General features: G+C 56.7%; 23 protein-coding genes and 1 pseudogene. 4 read left to right on the top strand and 20 right to left on the bottom strand.

The genetic code is table 11. The annotated features are described in order from the left end of the window. Positions 1-6: 6 nt before the first annotated feature. The 3 genes from ACQ4WN_RS05395 (at position 7) to ACQ4WN_RS05385 (ending at position 1,500) form a co-directional block, all read left to right on the top strand. On the top strand, positions 7-273 hold the full coding sequence (locus tag ACQ4WN_RS05395; RefSeq protein ID WP_436550592.1) for a PAAR domain-containing protein: 267 nt from the start codon (positions 7-9) through the stop codon (positions 271-273). A 100-nt stretch (positions 274-373) separates the two neighbouring features. Then, complete coding sequence (locus ACQ4WN_RS05390; RefSeq protein WP_436550591.1) at positions 374-1,021, top strand: hypothetical protein; 648 nt, start codon at positions 374-376, stop codon at positions 1,019-1,021. 44 nt (positions 1,022-1,065) lie between these two features. After that, entirely contained in the window at positions 1,066-1,500 is a 435-nt protein-coding gene (locus ACQ4WN_RS05385) for a DUF695 domain-containing protein (RefSeq protein ID WP_436550590.1), read from the top strand. Here ACQ4WN_RS05385 and bla read toward each other — a convergent pair whose 3' ends face one another. Both bla and ACQ4WN_RS05375 read right to left on the bottom strand, forming a co-directional pair. Beyond that, positions 1,501-2,394, bottom strand: a complete 894-nt coding sequence (gene bla / locus ACQ4WN_RS05380; RefSeq protein WP_436550589.1) for a class A beta-lactamase — start codon at positions 2,392-2,394, stop codon at positions 1,501-1,503. After that, on the bottom strand, positions 2,387-5,062 hold the full coding sequence (locus tag ACQ4WN_RS05375; protein ID WP_436550588.1) for a hybrid sensor histidine kinase/response regulator: 2,676 nt from the start codon (positions 5,060-5,062) through the stop codon (positions 2,387-2,389). The genes bla and ACQ4WN_RS05375 overlap by 8 nt, the downstream gene beginning before the upstream one ends. A gap of 521 nt (positions 5,063-5,583) precedes the next feature. Here ACQ4WN_RS05375 and ACQ4WN_RS05370 point away from each other — a divergent pair. Continuing rightward, positions 5,584-7,830 (top strand): TonB-dependent receptor, encoded by a 2,247-nt coding sequence (locus tag ACQ4WN_RS05370; RefSeq protein WP_436550587.1) that lies wholly within the window; start codon positions 5,584-5,586, stop codon positions 7,828-7,830. A gap of 78 nt (positions 7,831-7,908) precedes the next feature. Here ACQ4WN_RS05370 and gluQRS read toward each other — a convergent pair whose 3' ends face one another. The 18 genes and pseudogenes from gluQRS to ACQ4WN_RS05280 form a co-directional block, all read right to left on the bottom strand. Next, entirely contained in the window at positions 7,909-8,838 is a 930-nt protein-coding gene (gluQRS, locus tag ACQ4WN_RS05365) for a tRNA glutamyl-Q(34) synthetase GluQRS (protein ID WP_436550586.1), read from the bottom strand. A 120-nt stretch (positions 8,839-8,958) separates the two neighbouring features. Further along, positions 8,959-9,384 carry a hypothetical protein gene (locus tag ACQ4WN_RS05360; RefSeq protein WP_436550585.1) on the bottom strand — a complete coding sequence of 142 codons (426 nt, stop codon included), beginning with the start codon at positions 9,382-9,384 and terminating at the stop codon, positions 8,959-8,961. Next, positions 9,330-9,809, bottom strand: a complete 480-nt coding sequence (locus tag ACQ4WN_RS05355; protein ID WP_436550584.1) for a hypothetical protein — start codon at positions 9,807-9,809, stop codon at positions 9,330-9,332. Before ACQ4WN_RS05355 ends, ACQ4WN_RS05360 begins: the two co-directional genes overlap by 55 nt. Before the next feature lie 52 nt (positions 9,810-9,861). Further along, complete coding sequence (locus ACQ4WN_RS05350; protein WP_436550583.1) at positions 9,862-10,272, bottom strand: VOC family protein; 411 nt, start codon at positions 10,270-10,272, stop codon at positions 9,862-9,864. Between the two features lie 293 nt (positions 10,273-10,565). Further along, positions 10,566-11,000 carry a hypothetical protein gene (locus tag ACQ4WN_RS05345; protein ID WP_436550582.1) on the bottom strand — a complete coding sequence of 145 codons (435 nt, stop codon included), beginning with the start codon at positions 10,998-11,000 and terminating at the stop codon, positions 10,566-10,568. Between the two features lie 45 nt (positions 11,001-11,045). After that, positions 11,046-11,519, bottom strand: a complete 474-nt coding sequence (locus ACQ4WN_RS05340; RefSeq protein ID WP_436550581.1) for a hypothetical protein — start codon at positions 11,517-11,519, stop codon at positions 11,046-11,048. A gap of 78 nt (positions 11,520-11,597) precedes the next feature. Further along, a complete protein-coding gene (locus tag ACQ4WN_RS05335; RefSeq protein ID WP_436550580.1) occupies positions 11,598-12,203 on the bottom strand; it encodes a hypothetical protein in 606 nt (201 codons plus the stop codon). Positions 12,204-12,243: 40 nt separating this feature from the next. Next, positions 12,244-12,528 (bottom strand): hypothetical protein, encoded by a 285-nt coding sequence (locus ACQ4WN_RS05330; RefSeq protein ID WP_436550579.1) that lies wholly within the window; start codon positions 12,526-12,528, stop codon positions 12,244-12,246. A gap of 220 nt (positions 12,529-12,748) precedes the next feature. After that, the gene (locus ACQ4WN_RS05325; protein ID WP_436550578.1) at positions 12,749-13,045 is read right to left on the bottom strand and encodes a hypothetical protein; all 297 of its coding nucleotides are present in this window, start codon (positions 13,043-13,045) and stop codon (positions 12,749-12,751) included. Next, a complete protein-coding gene (locus tag ACQ4WN_RS05320) occupies positions 13,046-13,243 on the bottom strand; it encodes a hypothetical protein (RefSeq protein WP_436550577.1) in 198 nt (65 codons plus the stop codon). A 51-nt stretch (positions 13,244-13,294) separates the two neighbouring features. After that, positions 13,295-13,495, bottom strand: coding sequence for a hypothetical protein (locus tag ACQ4WN_RS05315; protein WP_436550576.1), 201 nt, complete (start codon positions 13,493-13,495; stop codon positions 13,295-13,297). 197 nt (positions 13,496-13,692) lie between these two features. Beyond that, positions 13,693-13,968 carry a hypothetical protein gene (locus ACQ4WN_RS05310; RefSeq protein ID WP_436550575.1) on the bottom strand — a complete coding sequence of 92 codons (276 nt, stop codon included), beginning with the start codon at positions 13,966-13,968 and terminating at the stop codon, positions 13,693-13,695. A 31-nt stretch (positions 13,969-13,999) separates the two neighbouring features. Continuing rightward, entirely contained in the window at positions 14,000-19,069 is a 5,070-nt protein-coding gene (locus ACQ4WN_RS05305) for a PAAR-like domain-containing protein (RefSeq protein WP_436550574.1), read from the bottom strand. After that, a complete protein-coding gene (locus ACQ4WN_RS05300; protein WP_436550573.1) occupies positions 19,066-20,364 on the bottom strand; it encodes a DUF2169 family type VI secretion system accessory protein in 1,299 nt (432 codons plus the stop codon). The genes ACQ4WN_RS05305 and ACQ4WN_RS05300 overlap by 4 nt, the downstream gene beginning before the upstream one ends. Before the next feature lie 2 nt (positions 20,365-20,366). Beyond that, the gene (locus ACQ4WN_RS05295) at positions 20,367-22,508 is read right to left on the bottom strand and encodes a type VI secretion system Vgr family protein (RefSeq protein WP_436550572.1); all 2,142 of its coding nucleotides are present in this window, start codon (positions 22,506-22,508) and stop codon (positions 20,367-20,369) included. Positions 22,509-22,585: 77 nt separating this feature from the next. Beyond that, positions 22,586-23,632, bottom strand: a complete 1,047-nt coding sequence (tssG, locus tag ACQ4WN_RS05290) for a type VI secretion system baseplate subunit TssG (RefSeq protein WP_436550571.1) — start codon at positions 23,630-23,632, stop codon at positions 22,586-22,588. Continuing rightward, positions 23,596-25,437 (bottom strand): annotated as a pseudogene (tssF, locus tag ACQ4WN_RS05285) (type VI secretion system baseplate subunit TssF). The gene tssG and the pseudogene tssF overlap by 37 nt, the downstream one beginning before the upstream one ends. 78 nt (positions 25,438-25,515) lie before the next feature. Next, positions 25,516-26,328, bottom strand: coding sequence for an outer envelope protein (locus ACQ4WN_RS05280; RefSeq protein WP_436550644.1), 813 nt, complete (start codon positions 26,326-26,328; stop codon positions 25,516-25,518). Positions 26,329-26,584: the final 256 nt, after the last annotated feature.

The following is a 26,584-nucleotide window of genomic DNA, read 5'->3' as shown; positions in this document are numbered from 1 at the left end:
GGCAGCATGCGCAAAGTCATCCGTTTGGGCGATCCCACTTCGCATGGCGGCAAGGTGCTCAGTTGTACCGCCACGCATTTTACGGTCAACGGCATTGCTGTCGCCCGCGTCGGGGACTTGTGCAGTTGCCCCATCAAGGGGCATCAGGGCTGCAAGATTGCCAGCGGCTCATCCCGGCATACCATCAACGGCATCGCCATCGCCTTCGAAGGCGACACTACCACTTGCGGCGCCAGGTTGCTCGCTGGCGGCGTCAACTTCCGCACGTCCTGACGTCCGCTCCTCCTGGTATTTCCTGGTAACTATATAATCTGCGCTTGGGCGATCCCCGCCCTTGAACTCCGATGGAAGGAATGCCATGCCAGGATATTTCATGCGCTCTGTAGCGCTCTTTACCGTATCGGCCGTGTGCATCTCAGCCCGCGCCGCCGAGGTGGTGGCGGTGGATGCGCAGCAGCGCGCGTCTTTGCTGGAATTTTATGCACAGCAATATCCGGGCGAGCCTGCTGCGCGCACCGTGTTCGAGAGCGTGCCCGTGGTGGGTAGCCGCGGCCGCGAAGTGGTGGGCAGCGTGGAAACGCCGCCGTATCGCGGCCATGGCGCGCTGTGCCGTACGCAGCGCACCAAGTTCGTGCTGCACGGCGAGGGCAAGCAGGCGCGCTGGCAGGAAGCGGGCATGGAGTATTACGCCTGGCTCGACCGTGGCACTTGCCGCGCGGTGGCCGAGCCCGTGCGCATGCTGCAGCGCATCCCAGATGCGGAACTGGAAGGCGTGTTGCTGTATCAGAAGCCGCTGCTGGAGCGGGCGCGATTATTGATGGCGGGTAACACGGCCTGCGCCCCCTTGCGGGCGCTGAAGTTTACGCTGGCAGCCGTCGATGTGGGCGCCGCCGCACCGCGTGCCGAAGAGCGCTATGCGCTGGTGTTCAAGAGCGACCGCGACAGCTACGCCCGCGTCTGGCTGCGCAAGAGCGGCGCCCAGTATGACGCGTGGAATGTAACTTGCCCGCCAGTGCTGTAGACTGCTCGCCCTTTGCTCGATTCTTCTTTTTGACTGTTGCAACCATGAACGAAAATTCTACTTCCGCCCGCAGCTGGGGCACCATCGTCACGCATAGCGACGAGATGGCCATCATCTACCGTTATGTCGACGCCTTCCATGACGATTGGGACCTGTCGTCGCAGCCGGACCGCATCATTATCGCCTGGCGTTATGAAGATGAAACGGGCATGCCCGCACCGAACGAGCGCGAGCACATGGAAGAGCTGGAAGCGGCGCTGGAACCGGTCGTGGAAGCGGATGGCTTCGCCACGCTGGCGCTGGTATCGACCGGTGAAAACTTGCGCGAGTGGATTTATTACACGCAGTCGGGCGAAGAGTTCTTCAACCGCCTCAACACGGCGCTGGCGTCGCGTCCGAAATTCCCGATTGAAATCCGCAGCGCGGCCGATCCCGCCTGGTCGACTTACGCGGGCTTCATGGCATCATTGCCGAAATAATCAGACCAGCGCAGCCGTCACGATGCGCGTGGCGGCCGTGATGATGTCCTGGTTCGTGTCCGCGTTTTTCTGTTCGCGCGTGTAGTACACGGCGATCACCAGCGGTGCACCGCTGGCCGGGTAGGCAACGCCGATATCGTTGACGCTGCCGTAGGCACCCGAGCCCGTCTTGTCGGCCACCTGCCAGCCGGCAGGCACGCCGGCGCGGATGCGTTTGTCGCCCGTCGTGTTGCCGCGCATCCAGGCGTCCAGTTGCTGGCGCTGCGGCGCTGGCAAGCTATTTCCCAACAACAATTGCTGCAGGCTGTGCGCCATCGACGCAGGGCTGGCCGTGTCGCGCACTTCACCGGGGATGGCGCTATTGAGTTCCGTTTCCCAGCGCTCCAGCTGGAACACCGTATTGCCGATGCTGCGCGCAAACGCCGTCACGGCTTGCGGCCCGCCTAATAATGTCATCAAGAAATTGGCTGCGCTATTGTCGCTGTACTGCAAGGTGGCGGCGCACAGGTCCGCCACGTTCATGCCGTCGGCCAGATGCTTTTCCGTGATGGGCGAATACGTGACCAGTTCTTTTTTCTCGTAACGCACGTGCTGATCCAGCAAGCCCGGCTGGCTGACGCTGCGGGCCAGCACGGCGGCCGCCAGCATCGCCTTGAAGGTGCTGGCCAGGGGAAAACGTTCGTCGGCGCGGTAGGCAACGCGCAGCTCGCTGCCCTGGCGCCAGGCGGCAACGCCGAGGCGTCCGCCTGCGGCCTGTTCCAGCGCGGCCAGTTGCGTGTGGGCGGCGGCGAGGCTGGTGGCGGGCGCGGCAAACAGCAGCGGTGTCGGGAACAGCAGGGCGGCGCCGCTGGCCAGCAGGAGGTGACGGCGGACGTGGTTTAGGGATTCATTCATGGTCTGTAGCTGTCTTTGGTGTGGAAAGGGTGGCCAGCAGTTCGCCGATGGCGAGCAGGTTGGCCGGCTTGGTCAGATGATGGTCGAAGCCGGCCGCGCTCGATTGGCTGCGGTCGTTTTCGGCGCCCCAGCCCGTCAATGCGACGAGCACGACGTTGGCGCCGGCCGGTATCTGGCGCAGCGCGCGCGCCACTTCGTAGCCGTTCATGCCGGGCAGGCCGATGTCGAGGAAGATGACGTCTGGCAAGAACTGCGGCACCACGGCCAGCGCCTGCGCACCATCGTGGGCCACTTGCGTGGCATGGCCCATCATGTCGAGCACGGCGGCCAGGGTATCGGCCGCATCGACATTGTCGTCGACCACCAGCACGCGGAAATGGGGGCTGCTGGCGCTGTGGACCGGCGCGGCCGGTGTGGCGTGCGCTGTCGCTTCTTCCTCCAGCAGGGGCAGGCGTACGCTGAAAGTGCTGCCCAGGCCGGCGCCGGCACTGGCCGCCGTGGCGCTGCCGCCGTGCAGCTCGGCCAGGCGCCGCACCAGCGACAGGCCGATGCCCAGACCGCCCTGGGCGCGGCCCATGTTCTGTCCCACTTGGGTGAACATGTCGAAGACGGTGGCGATCGACTCGGCGGGGATGCCCACGCCGCTATCCTTGACCTCGATCAAGGCCTCGTTGCCTTCGCGTAGCGCGCGCAAGCTGATATGGCCGCCGGCGGGCGTGTACTTGGCGGCATTGTTGAGCAAATTGCCCAGCACTTGCGCCAGCCGCGTGGGATCGGCATCGAGCGGCAGCGCCTGCTCGTCGAGTTGCATCTGGAACTGGTGGTGGCCCGCTTCGATCAGCGGCATGCTCGTTTCCACGGCGCTGGCGATGATGGTTTTCAAGTCCGCGCGTTCCAGCTTGAGTTCGATCTTGCCCCGCGTGATGCGGGCCACGTCCAGCAAATCATTGACCAGGTGCACCATCTGATTGACTTGCCGCTCCATGACGTCGCGCACTCTTGCCACGGTGGCGGGCTTGTCGGCGGCCAGGCGCATGATCTGCAAGCCGTTGCGGATGGGCGCGAGCGGGTTGCGCAGTTCGTGCGCCAGGGTGGCCAGGAATTCCGTCTTGCGCCGGTCCATTTCGGACAGGTTGTCGGCCAACTGGCGCAATTGCTGCTCCGAGCGCTTGCGCTCGCTGATGTCGCTGAACAGCACCGTCAGCAGACGGCTGCCGGGGCCGCCCAGGCGCGCGGCGAAGACTTCGAACCAGCGCTCCATGGCCACGGCTTCGTTTTCATAGCGCACGGGCTCGCCCGTCTTGACGACCTGGTCGTACAGGTCGAACCAGTGCTGGTCGTGCTCGGGCACGAAGTTGCGGATAGTCTTGCCGATGGCATTGTCCAGACCCGACTGCTTGACGAAGGCGGCGTTGCCTTCCAGGTAGCGAAAATCGATGGGACGGCCTTGCTCGTCGTACAGCATTTCGATCACGCAAAAGGCCTGGTCCATCAGCTCGATCAGGGTGCGGTAGCGTTCCTCGCTGCGGCGCAGCGCATCTTCCACCTGTTTCTGGCGCGTGACGTCTAGCAGGACGCCGGGAAATTGCAAGGGCGTGCCATCGGGTGCGTATTCCGCGCGGCCCCGCGCGATGACCGAGCGGTAATGGCCATCGCCGGCAGTGACGCGGTAGCTGGCCTCGAACGGCGCGTGCGCGTGCAGCGCCTGGGTAATCTGCGCGCTGACTTGCTCGCGGTCATCGGGATGGATGATGTCCAGGTAGCACGCCATCGGCGCCGCCGTGGCCGCATCGGCATGGACGGGGAACAGGCGCGCCATGTTGCTGTCGGCCGTGACCCGGTCGGCAACGATGTCCCAGTTCCAGGTGGCCACTTCACCGGCCTCCAGGGTCAGGCGCAGGGTTTCCTCGTTCTGCTTGCTTGCCGTCAAGTCGAGCGAAATGCCGGACAATGCGATCACGTTGCCGGCGCCGTCGCTGGTGCAGCTGCCGCGCATGTGCGCCCAGTGCAGCGATCCATCGGGCCAGCGCACGCGGATATCGATCTCGAAATCGCTGGCGCTGGCGATGGCCGCATGCACCACCGTTTGCCAGTGCTGCAGGTCGCCTTCAAGCATGGCGCCCGTCAACTGCGCGTAATCGATGTGGCTGGCAAGCGGCAGTCCCAGATTGGCCTTGAACGCGTCGGAGCCGGCCATGCTGCCGCTGCCCAGGTCGATCTCCCACGTGCCCATGCGGCCGCCCTGCATGGCCAGGCGCAGCCGTTGTTCCGTCTGCCGTTGCTGCGTCACGTCGCAATGCGAACCGAGCCATTCAACGATGCTGCCGTCGTCTGCCAGCACAGGCACCATGCGCACAACCATATTGCGGTAGGTGCCGCTGACGTGGCGCAGCCGGTATTCAGCTTCGAACACGCTCGTCAGATGTGACGGCATGACGTAAGGCAAGTTGCGGTCGTCCGGATGCAGGGCATTGAGCCAGCCGCGGCCCAGCAGTTCGGCTTCGGTCTGGCCCGTGAAGGCGCGCCAGGATGGCTGGTCGGCATCGAACTGGCCGAAGGTTTTCGTGCTCCAGACGATGTCGCAATGGGCGCCCAGCAATAAATGTGCGGCCTGGGCGGCGGCGATGGAGGACGGGACGGTGTTGCTGGGCTGGCTCGGTTCTGACATGGAGGCGATCGACGATGGTGCGGGGTGCTACCGCCGCACTGGAATGGGGCGGCATGGCAGCTCAAGTCTGGCGATATTACAACTATTTTTACCCTCATGGCTGTCTTGCAGGATGCCAGTTCTGCTTTCTGCAAGCCACGAGAAAAAATCGCGTCCTGCGGAAAATCTTCGGGTGAAACAGCGAGGCAAGGGCGCTATTGTGGCTGAATAACCACTAGTCGGGCCATTATGTTGATGAATGAATATTTTACATAACAATATTCTTGCAGCGCATAAGGCGCTTGAATTAAATTGGCGCCTTACTCAAAAGTTGGTGTTCATCAGACATCCCAGAGATGCGGCCGCCACCGCTGTCAGCTTGGACGACAGCCAGGGCAGAGCCAGTGACGCCAGGTGCGGAGAAACATCCGCTCGCGCTGCTGCACCGTGATGGTGCATACGATCATCCAGCGCCGTACATAAGCCGGAGACAAGTTGGAAGACAGATTTCGCAATTCTTTTTTAAACTTCTGGGAAACAACATGATCAAGATGTCCAAGATGCACCAGCGTTTGTGCGCCAAAAGCGCCGCCATGCTGGCACTGTCCGCTGCCCTGCCTATCGGCTCGGCGTATGCAGATGAAGTCGCTGCTGATACGGCGCCTGCCGCCAGCCAGCTGGAAACCGTGACCGTGACGGCACAGCGCCGCAAGGAAAATATCCGCGACGTGCCCGTCTCCGTGTCGCTGTTGCGTGACGAGAAGCTCGACGTGCTGGTCTCCGGCGGTCAAGACATCCGCGTGCTGGCCGGCAAAGTGCCGAGCCTGAACGTGGAATCGTCGAATGGCCGCACTTTCCCCCGCTTCTACATCCGCGGCTACGGCAATACCGACTTCAACATCTTCGCATCGCAACCTGTTTCCCTGATTTACGACGATGTCGTGCAAGAGAACCCTATCCTCAAGGGTTATCCGATTTTCGACGTGGCTGGCGTGGAAGTGCTGCGCGGCCCGCAAGGCACCTTGTTCGGCCGCAATACGCCTGCCGGCGTGGTCAAGTTCGAATCCGTCAAGCCGAACCTGGACAAGGTTGAAGGCTATTACAACGTTTCCACCGCCACGCACAACACCAGCAATTTCGATGGCGCCGTCAACGTGCCGCTGAGCAAAGAATGGGCGCTGCGCTTCTCGACCCTGCGCCAGCACCGCGACGACTACGTCGACAACACCTTTACTGGCAAGCAAAATGCGCTGGACGGCTACAACGAACACGCGGAACGCGTGCAACTGCTGTACGCACCGAACACCATGTTCAACGCCCTGTTCAATGTGCATCAGCGCAATACGACGGGCAGCGCGCGCATCTTCTACGCCAACCTGATCAAGCAGGGCACGAACGATATCGTCGACGGTTTCGACCCGAACAAGTCGTTTACGAATGCACCGAATTTCCAGCGCCTGCGCACCAATGGCGCCAGCGCCCGACTGAGCTGGGACCTGGACGGCGTCAAGCTGTACTCGATCACCGGCTTTGAACAGGTCGGCAATTACGTGTCGCATGGCGACATCGATGGCGGCGCGCCGAGCGGCCGTGACCAGACCCGCCCAGGCTTCATTCCTTTCCAGGTTGAAACGGCCGGCGGCATCACCAGCGTGAAACAATACTCGCAAGAATTCCGCGCCGAATCGAAGAATGCCGGTCCGCTCAATTGGCAGGCTGGCGTGTATTACTTCAATGAAGATGCCAACGGTTTTACCGATAACTTCAATACCGAGACGCACGTACTGTTCTCGCACCTGGCCAGCCGCCAGAAGAACTCCGCTTGGGCAACGTTTGGTTCCGTCAACTACGCCGTCAACGATGACTTCATGCTGCGCGCCGGTTTGCGCTACACCAAGGATAAGAAGGATTTCAACACGGTTTCGGTCTACAACATCGATCAAAAGAATCCGAGCAGCGCCGATGTCAGCAAAGCCAAGGTCAACTGGGATCTGAGCGGTACCTACAAGTACAACAAGGACGTGAACTTCTACGGCCGTATTGCCACCGGTTTCCGCGCGCCAAGTATCGCTCCGGCCAGCGACACGGTACCCGTGACGGTGGCGGATGCGGAAACCATCACCTCGTTCGAAGCAGGCATCAAGGCCGACCTGTTCAACCGCCGCGCCCGCGTCGCCTTCAGCGTGTATGACTACCAAGTGAAAAACCAGCAGTTGACGGTCGTTGGCGGCACCTCGAACGTGACGCGCCTGATCAATGCCGCCAAGACGAATGGCCGTGGCGCCGAACTGGAACTGGAAGGTTTTGTCACGCCTAGCCTGAAGATGTCCCTGGGCGGTAGCTACAACTTCACGGAAATCAAGGACCCGAGCCTGTCGATCGCCACCTGCGACAAAGCGCGCTGCAGCGTGACCGATCCTATCAACGCTGCAAACCGGGCCGTCATCGACGGCAATCCATTGCCGCAAGCACCGAAGTGGACGATCACCGCCACGGGCCGCTATTCGATCCCGATGGAAAACGGCGAATTCTTCGTCTTCACGGACTGGGCTTACCGCAGCAAGATCAATTTCTTCCTGTATGAAGCAACCGAGTTCACCGGCAAGCCGATGGTCGAAGGTGGCTTGCGCGTGGGCTACACATGGGATGCCGGCAAGTATGAAGTGGCCGCTTTTGGCCGCAACATCACCGACACCCAGCGTATCACGGGCGCCATCGACTTCAACAACCGCACGGGCTTCATCAATGAGCCACGTCAGTTTGGTGTGCAGTTCAAGGGCAACTTCTAATTGCCTGATACCAGGCGCTGGCCCTTGCGGCTGGCGCCTGCATTGCTACCCGCCCGGTTCGCGCCGCGGCGGGTTTTTTTATGGGCGTTCGGGAAGCTGCGCCAGCCGCTGTGCCCAGGCGGGAATGGCTTGCCGCCAGAAGTCTTCCAGGTTCTCGGCGCGCACGTCGAGACCGAGGAAGCGGGCGGCCGGCAGCAGGGCCGACGCCAGCAGTTCGGCGGCATGCGTGCCTGTGTCGAAGGCGAGGGCGCCCGTCTGCTTCGACAGCTTCTCGCCGCTGGAATTGTTGACGACGGGCACGTGCAGAAAGCCCGGATGCGGCAAGCCCAGCACGTCCTGCAGATACAGCTGGCGCGGCGTGGAATCGAGCAAATCCGCCCCGCGCACCACCTGCGTGATGCCCTGCGCGCCATCGTCGACCACCACGGCCAGTTGATACGCCCAGTAACCATCGCCGCGCAGCACGATGAAGTCGCCCACTTCGCTGGCCAGATCTTGCTGCTGCGGACCCGCCCAGCGGTCGGCAAACGCGTACACCGCATCAGCCCCCTGCCGCAGCCGCAGCCGCAGGGCTCGCGCCGCCTTGCCCGGCGCCAAGCCGTGGCGGCAAGTGCCCGGATACACGGCGGCCCCGCCCTTGGGCGTGCCCGCCTGCACCACTGAATCGTGGATCTCCTTGCGCGAACAGCCGCACGCATACACGAGGCCATCATCCTGCAACTGCTTCAGCGCCGCCTCGTACAGCGGCAGCCTGCGGCTCTGCCACGTCGCCTCGCCATCCCACGTCATGCCGCAGCGTTGCAGAGTCGCCAGGATCGCCATATCGGCACCCTCGACATTGCGGTCATAGTCCAGATCCTCGATGCGCAGCAGCCACGTGCCGCGATGCACCTTCGCATCGAGGTAGCTCGCCATGGCGGCAACGAGCGAGCCCATGTGAAGGGGGCCGGAGGGAGAGGGGGCGAAGCGGCCGATGTAGGGGGCGGTGGGAGAGTTCGGAGACGGCATGCTGTGAGTGTAGGCGGTGGTGACAGGCGTTTATTGCTCAGGATGGGGAGCTTTGGCAACAGCGGCAAGTATCGTGCAGGGCGATGGGCAAGTCAAATCCTGGGCGGTTCTCGGAATTGCTTAATTAATAATCAAATGCGTAACGTTATCTTCAACATATGAAATTTCTTCTTTGCAGTAATGCGCGTCATTCAGCGCTCTGAAATGTAAATCCTTGTCGAATTCCTTCGTTTTGAACCTGTTACTCAGCAGTGCCACCACGCTCCCCTCATCTGGCCAGTCTGAAGAATGCAATGCTATCAATGCATTTTCAAAAGAAATTTCATTGAGAAGACAGATTTTTAATTTCCGAGGTAGCTTCTTCAATAAATTCAGCCATCGTATCTCATTTGCTTTTGGGAAAAAAGTATCACTATTTTTTATGAATTCTATTATTCGTTGCTGCACTTCTATATATTTATCTAGATTGATATGCGATTCACGATGATCATTCATTTCAATCGGATGGGTGATTTTCTGGCTATTTTGTACTGCAAGATTATGCATGATGAGGATATTTTTATGTCATGCTGTACGATAACGCTTCCCCACGAAAATTGAAATACTATTTCTGATAGTCCTTTCATTTTTCCGGGAATGCCAGACTTTCTTTGAATTTGTTTGACTAGCGATGACTTACTCACGCCGTTGCCTACAGAATTATTTTCAAAGTAATGCATTATTGCGTAATCTATTTCGGGGAAATTTTCTTTTACAATAATCAACTCGACAACGTAATCGCCTACCCATCCATTGATATCAAAAATATACATTCCAGTCCCTGTTTTTGTGGGTTTGGTATGGAATGTATTGATAATGCTATTTATGGAATCGTTTGCTGGAGTTTTTTTCGATAAGGTAATCTCTCCATTGACGAGCAGTAATCCATCAATGAAATCAAAAATATAGCCTGGGATTTTGAAATTTTTCATTCTGTTATGCGGAATTTTGAATCAGGCATCTCGTATGAATTATTGCAGTGATTTAGCACGGTTCGTAGAGGCAAATATTGTTGCCCATCGGATCCTCGACGTTCAGAAAACTTGCGTAGGGAGTCTCTACGTAACTGACGAAAAAAGCAGTTTTTTCCAGTCGCTCCTTGAGCGTATCAATATTTTTCGTTGGTAAAGTGAATAGATTGATCGTACCACCTTTGCTACCTACGCTATGTGCTTGCTCAATGTTTGAAGGATTCATGAATTCTATTGAGAATTTTTTGTTGGACTCGTGCGCCATCGTGAGGCGGTGACTGGTACCTGAATCACACTGAATGATGCTATCCATCGTAATACAAAACCCGAGATTATCTATGTAAAACTCTTTTGCTTCGTCAAAATTCAGGCAAAGTATTCCTATATTGATTGTGTTTAACATGTGATGTTTTCTGGATTTCATGATTATCCTTGGAAGAGAGGATAAATACGAAAAATATTATTTTAAAATTACATAAACCAGGATTTTATTATGAATAAAAAAGTTTCACAGGCTTCATGTTCTTCTTTGAAAACGCGAAGCCCTGTCTTTATTCCTCGTTCATAGTAAAAAACCTCCCAACATCCATTTTTTTCTCTGATGCACAGACTCTCATCCTGAGTCGGATCGCCAATCGAGAACGCATTTGATGGTATGTTTAGAATTTCCATCTCGTGACCTATGTCGGAAATATTCATCTATATGGTAATCTGAATTTAATATTGGGTTTGTTGATAGGCACAAAAAACTGATGTGGTTTTATTATGTGGATCGTGACAGGCGTCTATTTCCCCCCACGGCCCTGCTTGTTGCAGAACGATACCAAACTCATCCAGAAACCAGCGTCTCAATCTTCTTGTATATTTTCCTTCGGGTTTAGACTGAAAACCATCCATGCAATTTTCCGGACCAAAATCCCAGTATTTTATGGGACCATCATCTTTCTCAAAAAAACAAATAACTATTATTCTCAATTTTTTTAGTTTGAAACTTGTTTTGTAGGCGATTACCTCTTCTTCATGCTTTATCCATGCTTCCCAGTCTTGATCCATCGAGTGTAGATTTTTTCTTTTCATTCCTCTAAATAGAATGATTGATTCGTTTGCGGAAAAATATCCATCTTTAAATTTGATGTCGGGTCGGATATCCATAATTTTTCTTTAAGGTTTGCTACGATGCTGCCAATTTCGGGAAAATCAACGTGTAGTTTTAGAGACGTTCCAGGATAGTCCAATTGATGCCATCGCTGATTGAAGAGATGCTGAAGCTGAAATATTACCCCATGGAAAATCAAATGCGGAAAACGTTTTTTTTATCTCATCAGGACCTTTGCCCAAGACTTTAGCAAGTAATTTGGCTAACCTGTTTTTGTCGGCTATTAATTGGCACTCTGTCGTGTTATATCCATATTTTTTTGTATTCCCTCCATTCCACGATAGCCAAACACTCTTCATGCAATAATTTTCAAAAGTAAAATTTATGCCAAATTCAAATTCATTCAAGTTTCCGCACGTTGATAAATTGTGTACATAAGTATTTGTTTTGTTGTCTTCTATTTCAATGTCATTTTCTTTTGCAATTTTAATAAACTCAGATTCGTTAAGTGGTGCCATCATAATGCCGTCCAATAGGAGGTAACCATTTTTTGTATCAAAGGATATTTTTTTCATTTTTTTTGAAACCTTGCCGGATGACCTGGTACGGAGTGGTAATACGATAATCTCCAGCCGGACACTATGCCTTGACCGCTAACGGATGAGATTTTCGCATATCCACTCTAGAGTCTTGGCATAGGAAATATTTCCTTTTTTTCGTTCCTGGGCCGCTTCATGAAGAAAAGAGTTCTGTAGTTCCGGAGTTCTCTTTTGCGTGATCCACATGCAAATAGAATCAGCGATAGCATGATCTATATTTTCCTCATCAAGTATTTTTGTCATCATGTGCAAACCTTTCAGAACATGATTTTTCCACATGTGGAATTCGGCCACAATCATGCGCAATCTCAGGGATTTACTTTTTTCGAAGCTATCAAGAATTTTCTCTTGTTCATGGCTTGGTGAGTTGTGTAGATAGTAACTAAATACAGGTTCAATATGGCCATTGAAAACACTGCCGTCGTCGGCAGATACATTGATGGTGATGATGTTTTGTGCAATTTTTAACATGGCCGCGTTTGGCGGACTTTGCCATGCTATATCCCAGATAACCCGATGTAGTTCCGGGCTATAAAATTGGTGTTCGAGCAAGCGAGCAAAAAAATCAAGCTCGTTGCTTGTAAGTGGCGCAGTTTTCTTTGCGATAATTTTTCTTCGCAAACTTTTAAGATATTTTTCTTCCAGACGCAATTTTTTCATGACTAATTAGAGTGAACTCTATTTCATTGATAGTCTAGTTTTATCTATGATAGTTTGAACTGATGATTTTTCTCGTCTTTTTTGAAATGGTATAAGTGATGGATCTTCCCAGTGATGTTTTTCCACCTAGTATTTTTTCACCGGGTGCAAAACTTGGTACGAAAGTTATTTTAATATCTTCGTTGTTGTCTTGAATGTATATTTTAAAATCTGAAATATTTCTTTGCTCTTTCTTGAATTCATCCAAAACCATGAGCAAGTTCTCAAGATTTTTTCCGGAAATTTTTTCTTCCAAGTTTTCTATGTCGGGTGTGTATTTTTCCATATCTATATCGGAATAAGAAAGGTTTTTTGGAGTACTCTGCTAATTAATATTTATTTTATTTATTATATATTTGTGTTTTTACCATATATTATCATTGTCGAACAAAGTGATGATTTTTGATCTGCTTTGACTATTATGTATCCCCACGAGAAAGAAAAAAAATCCTCATACTTAGTCGATGTTTCAGCTGATTGACCTAGTGACTTTGAAATTAACTTACTTAGATATTTTTTTCATTGATCATGTCCGAGTGACTGGAGTCATATCCAAGTCTGTTTGTGATTCCATCTATCCAGATTATTTCAATAATGTAAAGGATTTCACTTTTAAATCTGAAATTTACTCTTGTTTCCAGATTGAGAAATTTAATATTTTGCATGCTATATTTTTCAAATTCATTTATTTCTCCAAAACTTTCAAGAAAATTTATGTTTTTTATTTCTTTTGTTGATGTGTTTTTGTTTACGTGAAAATTCTCATTTATTTCAATATCTCCAGTATTCTTATTTATATTCATTTACGGCCTAGGAAATTTAAATATTTTTTCATTAGCTTTGAGTTTTGATATATCTGAATCATCAATGAAATATTGATTTCCTCCTCCTGTGTCTGTAATGTATTTTCCAATAGCTCTTGCTTCTTTTGCTGCCATTCCTTGAGCGCATGGATAATTTTTTGCGCCGATGGCCCGTTGTGGAATGTGGTTGCTTGTCATTTTTAAGAAATTTCTATGAACATATCTTGCTTTAATGTGATTTAATGAAATTCATCTCTGATAATTGATTTTAATTATTTTCTTGTCTTTTTTTGATATGAGATAAACCACCGTTCGACCCAGCGAGGTTTTCCCTCCTAGCATTGGATTCTCTCCCTTTGCAAGGTTTGGGTGGAATGTTAATTCTATTTCATTATCCTCATCTTTTATGTAGATAATGAAATCTTCAATATTTTTTTGTTTTTTTTTCAAAATCCTTATAGGCTATAATGGAATATATGAAATATTTTCCTAATATCATATAATTCGCATTTTCTGAGTTTTCCATTTTTGATGGTATGGTTTTTTGAGACGGCATGTACACGTTGTGTTATATTAATATTTTTCAATTTATTGATGGCTTAAACACTCGTTATGCAAGTGATATTTATTTAATTTTTAAAATTTGGCTATCTATGACGATATGATCTGATAATGATGTAGTCTTTTTTTGAAATAAAATATGTTACTGCGTATCCTAAGGATGTTTCTCCTCCTAAACTTTGGTTTTCTCCTGGGGCAAGATTGGGCATAAAAATTATTTCGACTTGTTGATTGTCGTCCCTAATTAATATTTTAAAATCCTCAATATTTTTTTGTTTTTTTTCAAAATCAATATAGGCAATTGTTGTATATCTAAAATATTTCCCAGAAATTTCGTCATCAAATTTTCGGACTTTTTCCATAATTTTTTCTCCTTTAATTTCTTTGGTGGACTCAATATTTTGTGCTAGTGATGTGTGTGTGGAAAAAATAATTAATATAAGAATTGTTTTTTTCATATATAATAAATATGGCCATTTTTGAATTGTACCCCTTGAATGCGCCGCTTGGCGTTCCTAGATATCCTCGATATTCCGTCTTCAATATTCCTTTCTTATTTGCTGCATTAATGTCAGAGTCTGAAAAATTGTTGCTATTAAAATAATCATTTTTAATGGATGTGGCAGTCCCGTCTTCTGTTGAGTAATTTCCAAGAGTATGCCAATAGCCCGTTTCTTCACAATTTTTCGGAATTTTTTTGCCGCTCCATGGATTAACCCCTGCTAGAGTTCCTCTTTTTGCTTTGGTAAAGTCATATTTTCCATTTTTTCCTTTATAGATTAAACCTCCATATTCGAGGTTGTCACGAATTGACTTTTTGTTATAGCGATTTAGTGCTGCGCTGGCTGCGCCGTCAGAACTCGAGAAACGTCCATCAACACAACAGGTATCACATTTCTTCCGTAATCCAAGGGGATCAATCCATGTTGTCGGATTAGGGGTGTATGTGTATAAGTTGATTCCTCCATCTATGCCTGCAGGATCTTGAGTAATATAACGTGAGGTATCAGGGTCGTAATAACGATAACGATTGTAAAAGAGACCAGTTTCTATATCTTCATACTGACCTTGAAAACGCAAAAGTTGTTCATACGCAGATCCATCAATAAGAACTGGTCTACCCCAACTCGCGTAGCATGCACTCCATATCACACTCCCGAATACATCAGTGACTTCCTGCGGCGTACCAAGATGATCGCAGTTGTAGTGACCGATCCAGTCTTGTGTAGTTGCGGCATTTTCCGCCGACTGAATGTCTTGCCGCGCCGATAGCGGTAGTTCTGCTGCGACAATTCGCTCTCGGATTGCCGCATCTTGCAGCTTGGCGTTTAATCCTTCACTTGGAAGATCCCATGCATCCACATGTGGCAGGTATATACCTTTCGAGGCAATGTCATTGCCGGTTTTCGACGCTATCCTCGCCAGCGGCACAAAACTCTCCGGCTCATACAAATATGTGACCGTCTCGTCCTGCCCAAGTTCCTGCGCGAGCGTATCGCCATCCCAAACAAACAGTGTCGTGCTATTACTGGTTTGTGCGGGAAGATCGTTGGCGATATTTTGCTGATTGCCCCATTGCTTCACATCGACCCGCTTGGCGATCCTGCGGCTGAAGGCGTCATAGAAGTATTCGGCGCGATAGCTTGTCTGGCGTTCGGTCTTGCAGGTGTGGCTGATGCGGTTCTCTGCGTCGTATTCCAGTTCCAGGTCACTCCAGGTTGACTCCCTGCCGGGTGGCTGGAAACGCTTGCGCGTGGTATTGCCTTGTTCGTCGTAGTCGTAGCTGAAGTCGCCGAATGTGCGCAGCAGGTTGCCGGTGATGGCGGGTAGCTGGGTGCCGGGGGCAGGGGCGGCGTCGACCATATTGCCGGCGGGGTCGAAGGCGAACCGTTCCACCAGGCCGGGTTGTACGGAGGACAGCAATTGGCCTACCGGGTCGTAGGTGTAATGGAGGTTTCCCAGTGGTCCGGTGGCCGTCAGTCCGGTCTGGGCGATGGTTGCCAGATTGCCTGATGCGTCATAATGAAAGCGGCGCTCGCGCAAGGGCGAAGGCGCGTCGGCGCTACGCGCCAGGGTCAGTTGGGTGAGTCTCGATTGCGGGTCGTACTGGCGCGTGGCCAGCAAGCCGCTGCTGCCCAGTTGCCGCTGTTTTTCGCGGTGCAGCTTGTCGCGTTCCACGTCGACCACGGCCTTGCCTTGCCACAGCACGCCATGCCAGTGGCCGGAGCCGTAGCGCAAGGTGTCGATGCGGCGGCCGTTCGGCAAGACCGTCTGGATGCGGTTGCCCAGCTCATCATACGCGTGCGTCATGACAAAGCTGGCATCCGGCGCGCGCGGGGCGTTGGGCAGCCTGTCGGCGTCGGGCAGGGATTGCAGAAAATATGCGCTGCGTTCTTCGATCAGCTGGCCCAGCACATCGTGGAAGAAACGCTGTTCGGCTTGCGGTGCGGATACGGCCGTCAAACGGCCCAGTGCATCGTAGGCGTAGCGCACCACGCCGTCCGACGTGGTCTTGACTTGCAGCAAACCGAGCGCGTCGCGCAGCAGCTGCGTGCGCTGGCTGCCGCACTCGGTGGCGGTCAGGTTGCCGGCCTGGTCATAGCTGTATTGCGTGCGCTTGCCGTCGAAGCCCGTTTCCGACGCCAGCCAGCCTTCCGCGTGATACGCGAGTTCGTAGCTTTCGCCCTTGGCGTTGATCAATTCCGTCAGTTGCAGCGCGCTATCGTAGCGATACTGCACCGTCTGGCCGATGGCGTCCGTGCGCTCCACGGGCAAGCCCTGGCCGTTGTAGCGGTAGCGCGTCTGCTGGCCGGCGCCATCCACGTGCAAGATCAGATTGCCGTCTGCATCGTAGGCGTAGTGTTCCCGTGTTTTGTCTGGTGTGATGACCCCGGTCAGGCGGCCGAGGCCGTCGTACTCATAGCTGCTGACGTGGCCCATGGCATCGCGTGCGGCCGTCAATCTTCCCTGCTTGTCGTAGCTGTATTCGCTGCTGTGGCCGGAACAATCCGTGTAGCTGGTCAGCCAGCCCTGGTGGCTGTACTGAAAATGCTTGCTGCCGCCCCTGGCGTCGATCAGTTCCACCAACTGGCCGCGCTGGTCGTAGCGGTAGCGCGTGACGTGGCCCAAGGCATCGGTGATGCTGACGGGGCGGCCTGCCGCATCGTATTCGCGGCGTGCGGTGTTGCCCAGCGCATCCGTGAAGGCGACGGGCTGGTTCTGGCCATCGTATTCGATGTTGCTGCTGTGCCCCTTGGCATCGGTGCTGCGGGTCAGGTTGCCGGCTGCATCGTAGGCATAGCAGGTGGCGGCGCCGTTGGCATCGATATCGGCCAGCAGCATGCCGTCGCTGTCCCACTCGCGCCGGCCCAGCGAGGCGGCCTTGTCGCCATTCACGCGGCACACTTCGGTGACCATCCAGTTGGCGTCGAATGTGTATTCGAGGACGCCGCCGTTTTCCGTGACGCGGCTGGTGTCGTTGTCCACGTAATCGATGCGCATGTGCTCGCTGCCATCGCATGCCCGGGTGGCGATGGCGCGCGCCTGGTAGCTGTTGGCCAGGGTGACGGGGAAACGTTCGGCCAGTTCCTGCTCGCTCAATGGGGAGCCGCTCCAGCGGGCGCGCAGCGCGTCCAGGCTGATCCATTCGAGTTCGTACGTAAAACCCGTGTAGCTGCTGCACGACGTGAGCAGGTGGTGACGATAGCTGTAGCGGCGCGTGTCGCCCAGGGCATTCGACTGGCTGACCAGATTGTGGTGGGGCGCGAAGAGCGGTTGTGCATCCTCCGTTTCGCTGGCATAGGCGTAGCGGACATGGCAGAGTCGGCTGCCGTCGGGCAATACCTCGTCGATGCTGCCGATGTGGATGGCCGTTTCCTCAGCTCCACGCATGGCTTCGAGCACGCTGCCATCGTCGCTGCGCAGGCGCAGCAGCACTGCGCCCGGTTTGGCATCCATGTATCGGTCTATGTGGATGCCGCGTCCATCCCGCCCTTCGCTACGCACAAGCGCAAAGCGCTGCGTGGCGACGGGAGCGGATGGGGCCAGCATGGCGTTGACGCCGTCGTAGCCATGCGGCAGCCAGCCGCCTTCAGCGCGCGCGTAGCGGTCGACGCTGCCGTCGCGCCATAGCACGGTAAAAGTCTCGGCGCCGTCGCGAGTCAGCGTAAAACCTTCCTTGCGGCTGTTGTGCTGTTGGCCCGCTTCCAGGTGGGGCAGGCGCAGGGCGCGGCCGCTATCATCGTGCAACACGATGCCGGCATCGCATAGCGACAGGCTGGTGGTGTAGGGCGTGGACCAGCGCGCGCCCAGCAAACCCTCGTCTTCGCATTCGGCGCCGGAGCGGTAGCAGCGCGTCCAGGCGATGGGGACGCTGCGTTCGAGCGCGAAATCGGTCTGGTACAGGATTTCCTGCCCCGTGCCGAAATGCACGGGTTTGCGTCCCTTGACGGGCTTTTTGGCGGGGCCGCTATCCTTGGGGCAGCAGTCGGAAGGCGGTTCCGATTTCGGCTCTTTCTTGCCACGGCTCTTGCCGTCGTCGCCGCCGTTTTTTGGGGGAGGTTTGTCGAGGTTTGGGGGCGGCTTGGGTGGTTTTTTAGCTGGCAGCTTGTCCCTCATTTCCTTGAGATGAGGGGCCAGTTTTTTGCCGACAAGTTTTCCCAAACCTGGGAATTTTCGAAAGATGAATGATTGAGCCACATCCTCAATTACATTGATGCCAGTATCAAACGCGGCGCGACCGACATCCGGCGTTTTTCCCGTTAAAGCAAATTCTGCAGCATGGTCAAGTATGTTTGCACCGACCTTTGTCACAGAACCTGATGCGGTCATGACTGTGCCAGTCGCTCCTCCAACAGCTGCAGTCGCCACCATTGCACCGCCGACCGGTGCGCCAGCTACAGTGAGTGTCAGTAGAGCGCCAGTGCCTCCCGTTACGGCGCTACCAAGCAAAAGATCTCCGCCACTATCGAGCATCTCCTCCGCTGAATCATGCATGCTCTTCGAACCATGATCCTTGTAGTCTTGTGCCGCTTCCCGTATCGCCGCCTTCAGGTCCTTGAGCACGGGCTTGGCCGCCTCCGCGCCCCGCTCATAAATCTTGCCCACGGTATTGCGCGAATTCATCCACACTTCGCGCCCCATCTGCACCAGGTTGGCACCGTTGGCGCGGTGGATGGCGCTGGCGACCTTGGTGTCGACCTGTTTGCCGACGGTGCCGCTCTTGATTCCGCCCGCCTTGCCGGCCGCGTCGCCCTTGACGGTGGGAATGATGCTGCGCTGGTGCAGGATGACGGGTTCGCTGTGCGACTTGACGTTGGGCGAAGCGTTCTGTGCCTCCGAGAATTCACCGATGATACTGTAGGGAATAGGAGGCGTGCTGGAGCCGACGGGGGTCTTGCAAATGTCGGGGCTGAGGCTGACGCAATAGAAGCGCGAGGCCTTGGTGACGGTTTCATTCGTCATGGTTTTTTGCCTTGCTCGGCGGCTTCGCTTAGTGCTTTCTGCGCCTGTTCCAGCAGTTCGATGCGCGCGATCTGCGCCGGCTCCATCAGGTGCAGCAGGCGCGAGGCGACCTGGCCCGCATCGGCCGGCACGATGGCGCGCCAGACCAGTTCCACGCTGGCCGCCTCAGGATCGACCAGCACCGTATCGATGGCCAGGCGCCAGACGAGCAACTGGTCGTTCTTGTCCGCCAGCAGCAGGCACATTACTTGTTCGGGCAAGGCGAAGCGCAGCACCGTGTTGCCGCGCGGGTCGATGCGGGCCGAAGGATGGTCGTGGCGGCACAGATTGGTCAGCGTGAATTGTTCCCGTCCCGCCAGGTACGGACATTGCTGGTCGGGCGGCGTGCTGTTCCAGTAGGCAAAGTCGAAGTCTTCCGGCAGGGCGGGGACTTCCTCGGCATCCCATTTGTCCTTGACCACGATGCTGCCTGCCAACGTGCGGCGCGGCAGCCAGCCACGGCCGATAACGGCCAGCCCCGCCGGCGCGGGTAGCTCCTTGCCGCCCGCACCGTGCCAGAACTGGGTGGCCGTGCACGGCAGCGATGCATGCGTAATGCGAGGCGCGGGCACCTCATTGATGTGTTTCGCATCCAGGTACCTGTGGCGCGCAAAGCCCCGTCCCAGCGGGTTGGCCTGGCAGGAATCGTGCGTCGCCGCGTTGCAGCCATCGGCCTCGATGCGGCATTGGCCGCCATACGCATAGGCATAGTGCAGCGGCAATTGCAGGAACGCTTCTGGCGCCGACAAGTGCCACGGGTTCGGCCGCAGCAACCCCGCCGTGGCGACGCGGGCGCAGCCCTGCGCCAGGCGCGTGAGGATGGCTTTCTTGCGGAAAGCGCGCTCGCCGCACACCTGCAAGGTCTTGTCGATCAGGGTCTTCTTTTCCGACCGTAGCTTCAGGTTGACGAGAAATTGCGGCATCGCCTGCCCGCGCGGCGCGTGCGCCACGCCATTGACGATCACATCGCAGCGCGGCTTGTACGGCGCGAAGTCGCTCTCCTGTACACTGCCCGCCTGCGTGTCGCCACCCAGGTGCCGGTCTTCCGTGGCCAGCGGCGATGGCCGCGCCATGGGCAGCAGGCTGGTCAGGCCATCGGCGCCGCACGGCCCCATGGTGTAGCCCATGCGCGCCACCACGACGTGGAAGGCTGCGCCAAACTGGTCGACCATGTCGAACTGGCTGGCCGCGTGCGGCGTGCGGTTGTCGAACAGCAGGTTGGGGATGTTGAAATGGGCGGTGCCGGCGTCGTTCATCGTCAGCCCGGATTGTTGTCGATGTCGTCGCCATGGATCTGCACCTTCGATCTGCCGCGAATGATGATTTCATCGGCAACGAGTTCGATGCGTCCCGGCGTGATGGTGATGCTGGACGTGCCTACCGTCATCGTGTGCGAATCGGTGGCCGTGAGCGTGCTGTCGGCGCCGACGATGACGCTTTTCGCCAGGCCGATCTGCTCGGCCTGCGCCAGCACCACGGTGGTATTCATGGCGCCGATGACGGTGGTCTGGTAGGCCGCGCCGATGGTCAGCACCTTGGCCAGGCCGATCGTTTCGTCCTTGGCCAGGGTCACCCGTTCCGAACGGTGGCCGTCGATCTGCACCAGCTCGTTGCCGCCCACGTGTTCGCGGCGGCTGTCGCCGATGTCGATGTGTTCGTCATGGTCGACGCGCTCACGGCGGTTGTTGTGCACGGTGATGTCTTCATCGTGGTCCACCGTTTCCGTGCGGTCGCGCTTGACGTGCACGGTTTCATCGCGGTCGACGGTTTTGCGCCGGTCATTGCCGACCCAGTGCGATTCGTCATGCTCGACTTCGATGCGCTGGTCTTTTTCCGCATGCAGCCATAGCTCTTCCGCATCCTTGCGGTCCTCGAAGCGCAGGGCATTGGCGTGCGCGGCGGAACCTTTTTTTGAGGAGCGGCTCAGCATGCCGCTTTGCGTCTTGTTGGCCGGTAGCTCCCATGGCGGCATATTGCGCGCGTTGTAGACGCAGCCGATGATGATGGGCATGGCGACGTTACCGTCGAGAAATTGCACGGCCACTTCCATGCCCACCCGGGGCAGGCTGATGTGGCCGAAATTCGGCCCGGCCCAGGTCGATATCACTCTTATCCACGGCGAGCTTTTGTCGTCGAAGGTGCCCAGGCGGTCCCAGTGGAATTGCACCTTCACCCGACCATAACCGTCCGTATGGATTTCCTCGCCGGGCGGCCCGACCACGGTGGCTGTCTGCACGCCGTAGATCTTCGGTTCGCGGCTGTGGAAGTTGCGGCCGGGGCGCCAGGGAGTGGCGCGGGGGATGCAGGTAAATGTGTTGCTGTAGTGCGAAGTGGCGCCGTGCCCTTGCTGATAGTTATTGCTGGCGTAGTGGTGCACGGAGAGGATCAGGTATTCGCCAGCTGCGCTGTCGAAATGCCCGCCCAGGGTGAACCAGCGTCCCGGCTGCGCCGTGCGGTCGTTGCCCTGCGCTTCGAACAGCTGGCCCTGCGCGTCGCGCTCTTCCATGCGGCGCCGGGCCAGCGCTTCGCCATCGTCGATGTTTTTGAAACCGTAGCTGCCCGTGTTTTCATACACTTCCAGCGCGGGCACGGCGCCTTGTTTGTTCAGCGAGTCGCCGCTGGCGCGGGCGCTGCGCGGGTTCTTGAAATTGAAGCTGGCCACCGTCATCTGGGCCGGGGCCATGCGCCGCACCGTGCTCCATTGATGCACGCCATCGTCTTCCAGGGAACCGGCCTGGTGCTGGAAGGGCATGGCGCTCGAAACACCATCGATGGGCTTGCCGGTGCTGCTGTCGTCGCCCAGCCACAAGGTGTGGCCGTCGTGGCGGTGTTCGTAGCGGTAGTGCCAGCCTAGTTGCTCCCAGTGGCGGTGCAGCAGGTTGTGATCGCTTTCGTTGTGTTGGCAGGTGTAGGTGATGGCAGGGTCCAGGCCGCTGGCGGCCAGCTTGTAGTCGCGCATCAGGTAGTCATCGAAGACTTTGTCCGTCAGCGCCGCCACCGTCAAGCCGTGGAAGGCGACATTGTTTTGCCGCAAGTGCAAGTGCGACAGCCACGGCTCCAGCACCATTTCATAAAAGGCGAAGCCGCCGTCCGTGCGCAGGAAGCGGAACTCGAATACATAGCCGTTGAAGTAGCGCAAGGTACCGTCTTCGCGCACCAGTTCGACGGTCACCATCTTGCCCATCACTTTGTTGAGTGCGATGGCGGCGTCGTCGGACAATACTTCCACCACATAGGAAAAGTCGCGCGACAGGCTTTCGCTGGCGGCCAGGCTGTTGGCCAGGAACTGAATGTGGGCAGGGCCGTCGCCATGCGGAAAGTGCAGGCGCAGCAGGCGCTGGCCCTGCATATCGCCCGTTAATGCCATCCATGCCGCCGTCGTATCGGGGAACTGGCTCATCGCGCATCGCTTCACGGTAGGAATCGTTGATCGACTGTAGCAATAGCGAACACAGGCGTTTTGCGCGGCCGCAAGGTTCAATCTTTCAGTGAGGGCATCAATTGCATTTCGTAATGCATGTCGTCGCGGTGGCGCGGTGATGCTGTAGCGCCGAGGAAACTATTGCAGCCGAGTCCGCCTTGTGGCGCGCTCGTCAATGCCAGTCCCCTTACCTCGCTGGCGCGCAGCACCAGCACGATCTCGTAGCGCACGAGCGGCTGGCCGAACAGCATCAGCATGTGCCGCAGCGCCTGGCTGGCAGGGGCGCGCGGCAAAAAGCTGGCGTGTTGCTGCGCCGTGAGCGGACCGAGGCGCAGGCGCACGGCCAGGTCGGGGCGGCGGCAGCGCTCGCCGATGGTGGCGCGCTGGCCCAGCACCGCATTGGCCATGCCCAGCGCCGTTTGTTCGCGCGGCGCCAGTGCGTCCATGGCGCCCGTCGCTTCGGTGATGTGGCAGGGCACGCCAAAGTGCTCGCCGAGAATGCGCGCCATGACGATGGACGAGATGTTGCGCTGCTGAAGCAAGCCGCTGTACAGGCCGATAGCCGCCTGGTCCTGGACCTGGCCCGGTTGGCATGCGGCCAGGGCCAGCAGGCGCGACAGGAAATCCCCGCCGTGACCGGCCTGCTCGATGCGGTATTTTTGCCAGGCCTGGTAAAACAGGGTAACGGCGCGGCTGGAACACAGATCGAGAAAGGCGCGTGCGCTGGTGTCGCGCTCGCCATGCTGGTGCGCGGCGATGCGCTCCGAATAGTGGCTGGGCAAGCTGCCGTGGCAGCCCAGCAGGCCAATGAAGGCGGGCGTGAGGTGGATATGTTGTAAATGACCCGACAGCAGCGCCTGCAGCAGGGCATCGGCATCGGCGATGCCGTTTGTCGCCAGCGCCTCGATCTGGCTGGCGGGAAAGCGCAGCGAGACGCTGTTGTCGAAGCGCATGATCTTTGCCAGCGCCGTGTGCTCATCGATGCCGTGTTCGGCCAGCCACGCCAGCAGCAGGCGCAGCGCCTGGAAGCACTCGAAGCGCTGCGGCGCGTCGAGCAATTGCTGGATTACGCTGGCGTGGCGTCGGCGCTGCGTTCTGGGCATCGGATGAGTTCCTCGCCGCTGCGCTGGGACAGCAGCGTCAGTTGGCTAAAGCAGTTGAGCTGGCTGTTCAGGGCGAAGTAGCGCTGCAGCACCTGGGCGAAAATATAGATGCTGCTGCCTACGAAGGCTTGTTCGTCGATACCCAGGCGGATGGCGATGCCGGGCATCAGGGTGGGAAACGGCGCGGTCGGCATCCACGCGCGCGTGCTGCCGTGTTCCAGCGTGACGATGCCCTGGATCAGGCGCTGCGTGGAGGGCGAACGGGGCAGGTCGTACAGGCTGAGCATTTTCTGGAATTCGCCCAGGCCCGCTTGCGTCAGGCTGGCGTAATTGAGCGACAGGTGCGCAATCAGGCGCCAGTGCGTGTCCGCCAGAAAGCGCATGCTGGGCGTGGGCTTGCGCAGGAAGCGCGCGGGGATGCCGTCGGGCACGTCTTCGGCCAGCAGGTCGCCGCCGGGCAAGCCGTAATGCAACTGCGTGGGCAAGTCGCGGTTGCTGCACACTAGCTGCGTCGAGACGGTGGCACAGGCCGCGCTGCCCGGTGAAAACTGCGGGTCAATCAGGCTCAGGCGCATTTCATGGCCGGGGCTGATGGCCGCCACGGCTTCGTCGCGGCGCGCCAGCCAATATTGGCCCTGCTCGCTCTGCGCGCCTTGCAGAGAGGCATACAGCGGCAAGAAAGTGCTCAGGCGCTCGCCGGCCTCATCCTTGCGCAGCACGGTGACGGCATCGATGCTGTGGATGTCGTAGGCAAACGCATGCGTGGCATCGGCCACCAGGGCGTAGTCGGGTTCCGTATGCGTGAGGCGGATCGGCACGCCGGACTTGGCAAACAGGTTGACGACAGGCGTGCATCCCAGCAAGAGGTTGTCGCGGCTGACGCCGGACAATAGCCGCGCCTCGTGGCTGTCGCTGCGCACGCCCTGAAGCGGCAGGTGCAAGGTGAACTGGCGGCATTGCTTCGGCAACAGGGCCGCCAGCCTGGACCAGGCGATATCGATGAAATGGAATTTTTCCGGAAAGGCGAAATACTCGGTCAGCAGGCGCAAGGCCGGGTGCGAACGGGCGGAAATGGGGATCAGCGCGTCGTCTTGCGCATAGCCGGCCGGCGCCAGCGGCGTGCCATCGACAGCCAGCCACGGGCTGTGTTCGTCCAGTGCCACATACGCGCCCGCGCCGCGCAGGAACAGGGCGTCGAGCAGGGCCGCGCGCACGGACGGCTCGCCATCGGCAAACAGGCGCAGGCTGGAAAACCCCGGTTGATCCAGATAGTACTGAGCGCTGTTGCTGGTGAATTGAATGCTGAGCAGGGCGCTGGCGCCGTCGGGCAGGCGCAAGCCGGGCGGCGCGTCGATGATCGCTGAAAAATGCAGGCGAGAAATGGCCAGCGGCGCCAGAGTCACATCATACGCGCTGGTGAATTTGCAAGCTACGCCTTGCACCGGTTGCGAACGCAGCACCGTGCCGCGCGGGACATGCGCAAGCTGGGCCAGCTGGCCACCGTCCGGCGCTTCATCGGCGGCGATGCGCACGATGGAGCATGAGGGAAATGGTCGCAGGTAGTGCGGGTACAGGGTGTCGAGCAGGGAATGGGTGAATTACGGATAGGCGTCGTCGAGGCGCTTGGCGACCCTGGCCGTGAGCAGGGCGACGGACTGGATCAGGCGCTCGACATGCGGGTCTTCGCACGTGTCGCCGGCGATCAGCAGGCGTCCGGCCGCTTTCGGGTAGCGGCTGGAAAACTCGCGCGTGTACTGGCGGAACAAGCCCAGCTCGCGCTCGTAATACGGCAATAGTTGTTCCACGGTCGCGCTCTCCGCCAGCAGGAAAGCTTCATGCTGGCATCAGGCGCGAGCGTGGGTGTTGATGCGTGACAATGATTCTTAGAAATGGTACTCCGCGCGTATCATCGGCGTCTTCGCCGTCTGGCCCACATTGCCCGTGGTGGCGGGCGAGTTGCCGAACTTATTCTTCCAGTACTGGTATTCCAGGCCCACGCGGAAGGTGTTCTTGGCGCTGCCCAGGGCTGCACCCACGTCGTACATCACTTGCATGTCGATATTCGTTTCCACCGCCGTGTCGCGTCCCACTTCATCCTTGCCTTTGGAATCGATGAGGTTAAAGAAACCTTCGAACGAGAATAGCGGCGACAGGGGAATGGCCCAGGCGCCCGCCAGCATGGCGTGCGTTTTATACGTGTAGCGGCCCGTTACTTGGGAGATAGGCGGGAAGGCGCCGCTTGGGGCGTTGCTTTCACGCAGCAACAGCAGGCTGGTGTTGAAGAAGCCAGGCACGTCCCACATCAGCGTGGGGCCGGCCACCAGCATGCGCTTGCGCGAGTTGTAGCCGACGTCATTTTTCGTGTTGACGTCAAAGCCCAGGGTGACCCCGACGCCGCGCACGGGGCCGAACTTGATGTCGCTGCCGCGCACCTTGCCGATGTCGATGGTGTTGCGGTACACCAGATACGCCTCTTGCGCGCCGGAAGTCTTGCCCAGCGCGCCAGGGTCCTTGCTGTCGGACAGCAGGAAATCCAGGTTGACGAAGTTGCTGCCGTATTTGTAGCCGCTGGCGTGCGTGATGGCAAAGATGTTTTTCTTGATGTCATCGGGATTGAAGGGCTCGCGGTAATCATTGCCGGCGCGCCAGCTGAGCGAGGTGTCGCTCCATTCGGCAGCCTGGGCGGTCGCTCCCACGCCGAGGGTAGTAGTGAGGCAGAGCAACAGACACGGTATGGTTTTTGGCACTTTCGGCTCCTGATGGCGGTGTTGAAAAACGGATATTCGGGATGGCAGGGGGCGTAGCCCGCATGAAGCGCTGCGATGGGATATATTGCGCGCCGTTCAATCCATGATGCGAGCATCGCCGCACCGGACGATATGTATTTTCTGCATAGTTACTATCATTTTCTGCATATAATCATCGCACCTTCTGGCCCTTGCGGGGTAAGGC

The sequence above is a fragment of the Janthinobacterium pasteuri genome (assembly GCF_051380775.1).
In the GTDB taxonomy this organism is placed as follows: Bacteria; Pseudomonadota; Gammaproteobacteria; order Burkholderiales; family Burkholderiaceae_D; genus Janthinobacterium.
Note: the sequence above shows the minus strand (reverse complement) of the source record. Positions and strands in the feature narration are given on the sequence as shown.